The sequence below is a fragment of the Paenibacillus sp. EKM10P genome (assembly GCF_011800655.1).
GTDB classification, from domain to species: Bacteria; Bacillota; Bacilli; order Paenibacillales; family Paenibacillaceae; genus Paenibacillus; species Paenibacillus polymyxa.
The window spans coordinates 1-3,625 of record NZ_JAALET010000030.1 but is presented as its reverse complement, the minus strand read 5'-3'; the positions used below and the strand labels follow the sequence as shown (position 1 = coordinate 3,625).

Below are 3,625 nucleotides of genomic sequence, written 5' to 3'. Positions count from 1 at the left end.
CCCCGTGCGACACCAGCACCGCCAATGCACAGCTCGCCCAGTACGCCGATCGGCACTGGATTCAGCTGGCTGTCCACAATGTAGAAGCGTGCGTTCAGCCACGCCTGCCCAATTGGCACATTCCCGCTGCTTGGCAGCTTCGACAGCTCTTCGTCGTAGAAGCTGGAGTCAATCGCCGCTTCCGTAACACCGTAGCTGTTGATGATGCGGATCTCCGCACCAAACCGCTCCTGCAGCACTCGGTAGTCTGTCACACTGCAGCTATCCGAGCTCGTGATGAGCAGCTCTAGACTACTCATATCTAGTACGTGTTCATGTACATGCTGCATAAACGGTACAATCAAAGCTGGAGTCGATTCGAACACCGTGATTTGGTAGTCACGAATCCATCCGTGGAGACGGCTAAAATCAATCCGGTCGTCTTTCGGACAGATAACCATCGTTCCACCATTATAAAGTGTCCGCGCAATATCACCGACGAACACGTCGAAGGAGAAGCTAGCCAGTTGTAGCAGTCGTACCGGGAATTCGCTCAGGCGGTAATCCCGACGATAGGCCGCAGCGGTATTCACCAAGCTGCGATGTTCGATCATGACACCTTTTGGACGTCCGGTTGTCCCAGACGTGTAGATCACATACGCCAGATCGTGCGGTTCATTGATCGGCTCGATATTCGTGGCATCCCCGGTGTAGAGTAACTCATCGTCCAATGCCAGTATGGTTTGCAGGCGCAGCTTTGTTGCCGATTCAGATGCTGCTTCGCTGTCAGACTTCGAATCTGATTTCAAGCTCAAACCTTCATTCAGATTGTCCCTTTCCATCGTTTCAGCGCTAACTGCCGTCTCCAGCTCACCCTTAGCATTTTCATCGCCCAAAGCCCATTGGCTTTCCTCCAGCCATGCTTGTGCGCGCTCATGCAATCCCGTCTGAGTTAACAGTACCGTCGCACCACTGTCCTCCAGCATGAAACGAATCCGTTCGGATGGATAGTCTGCATCCAGCGGCACATAGGCGCCTCCGGCTTTCCACACCGCCAATACACCGACCAACATATCCACCGAGCGTTCACTCAAAATGCCGACAATCGACTCGCGTCCAATGCCTTCCTTTCGCAATTTACGCGCCAATTGGTTTGCACGTTCATTCAGTTTGCGGTACGTCAGCTGTTGCTCCTCATACACCACCGCCACGTGATCCGGCACAAGCTGGGCTTGTTCTTCCACATAGGTATGGAACAGGGCTCCCGCTTCAACAGCATCAGCACCTAATACCCCCACATTTCCAAATCCATCGATGAGTTGCTCTTTTTCCTCGGCGGTTACCATATTCAAAGCTGCCAGGGGCTGCTGTGGATGATAGGCAATAGCTCGAACGATTTCCGCAAAATGCTGTGCCAATCGCGTCATGGTCTCCGGCTTGTACAGCGCCGTGCTGTATTCCAGACTGCACAGAATACCTTCTGGCTGCTCTATGGCCTCCAAGCTCAGATCAAACTTGGCCGTATGATTGTCCAGTGGATAGGAGCTCAAGGTCAGACCTTTCAGCTCGAACTCCTGCTGCTCCATTGTTTTCAGCTCAAACATCGTGTCAAACAGCGCATTCCGGCTCGTATCCCGCGTTACATTCAGTTTTTCAACCAGTTCTTCAAACGGGTAGTCCTGATGCTCATACGCACGGAGCGCATGCTCTTTGACCTCTTGCAGATAGTCCAGGAACGACTTGTCGCTGGACGGATAATTGCGCATCGCCAGCGTGTTGATGAATACACCAACCAGACTCTCCAGTTCGGCATGCGGTCGTCCGGCAATCGGTGTGCCAACGACGATGTCCTCTTGGCCTGTGTATTTGTGTAAGAGCGTGGTGTACGCCGCCAACAACACCATATACAGAGTAGCGCCGGTGTGTGCCGCCAGTTCTTTCAGGCGTTCACTAACCTCACGCTCTAGTACAAATTCGATCGTATCCCCTGCCGTACTCTGCACCGCTGGGCGGGCAAAGTCAGTAGAGAGATCCAGTACAGGTAGTTCACCTTGGAAGGTGTCAAGCCAGTACGCTTCCTGACGCTGCATCCATTCCTGGTGGGCTTCGCTTTGCTGCCATACGGCATAATCCTTGTACTGAATCCGCAATGGCGCTAGCTCTTCACCGCCATACAAGCGGACAAACTCGTCGGTCAGGACCTCCATGGATACCCCATCTGAGACGATATGGTGCATGTCAAGCATAAGCAGATGTTGGGATTCCTGCTTCGCTCCTTGAACGCCCAGATCCACCAAGCCTACCCGCAGCAGCGGCGCAGCTTTGAGATCAAACGGACGGACAAAGCTCCGTACCCGCTGTTGCGCTTCTATGTTGACTCTTGTGTACGTATCTGTAGTTGTGTCCTGATCTGTGTCCACAGTCGCACCCGCTGCTTGTACCTTCGTATATTCCACCTCGAACGGCACAGCGTCCTCAATCCATTGCATCGGCTCGCTGTCGATTAGCTCAAAGCGGGTACGCAAGGTTGCATGGCGGGCAATCAGTTGACGGAATACATGTTCCACTCGTTTCACATCCAGCGGACCGCTCACTTGCAGCACCGACGGCATGTTGTAATTCACATCCTGCGGGTCGAACTGATGCAGCACATACAGTCGTTTTTGCGCCGAGGATAACGGGTAGAATGTGCGAGTTTCCGTTACCGGAATCGATGCATATGCCACTTGATCCAGCCCCTCCAGCACAGCTGCCAGTTGTTCAATCGTTGGGGCTTCAAAAATACTGCGCAGAGGAAGCGGCTTGTTCAGCTCTTGGTGAATCTTCGAGGCCAGTGTCGTCGCCCGCAGCGAATGTCCGCCAATCTCGAAGAAGTTTTCCTTCACGCCGACCTGCGCCAGACCCAGTACATCCTGCCAGATTTGCGCCAGCTTCACTTCCACCCACGTCCGCGGTGCGACATAGTCGGCTCCGCTTTGCAGGCTGCCTTCCGGTGCCGGCAATGCCTTGCGGTCAATTTTTCCATTGGGACTCAGCGGCATTTGCTCCAGCTGTACAAAGTACGATGGCACCATGTAGCTTGGCAGCTCTCGGCCCAGCTCACTTCTCAGCTCGCTGGCACGGATTTCTTGCCCCGCGACATAGTACGCCACCATTTGTTTTTGGCCCGTTTCATCCGCACGAGCCATGACCACCGCTTCTCGTACCGATTCCACTTGGAGTAGCTGCGTTTCGACCTCGCCCAGCTCAATCCGGTACCCACGGATTTTCACCTGATGGTCAATCCGGCCTAAGTATTCAATGTTGCCGTCTGGCATCCATCTCGCCAAGTCACCAGTGCGGTATATCCGTTCATACCCAGCTTCCCCGCCGGCAAACGGATCGGCAACAAATTTCTCGGCCGTTAGCTCCGGACGGTTCAGGTAACCGCGGGCTACGCCGACACCGCCGATGCACAGCTCCCCTGCAACCCCAATCGGCTGCAATTGCTCCGTGCCTTCCTTCACGATGTACAGACGGATATTTTGAATCGGTTTTCCGATCGGAATCACCGCATATGCCTCATCCGGCTCGCAATCAAAGTACGATACGTCCACCGTCGCTTCGGTTGGTCCATACAGGTTGACCAACTTCGCCCCGGCCAGGC

Annotated in this window: 1 protein-coding gene; it reads right to left on the bottom strand. The window is 54.2% G+C overall.

Annotated elements, in window-relative coordinates:
- The coding region (locus tag HFE01_RS26210; protein ID WP_167442889.1) for a condensation domain-containing protein at nt 1-3,625 on the bottom strand (3,625 nt) is incomplete at both ends.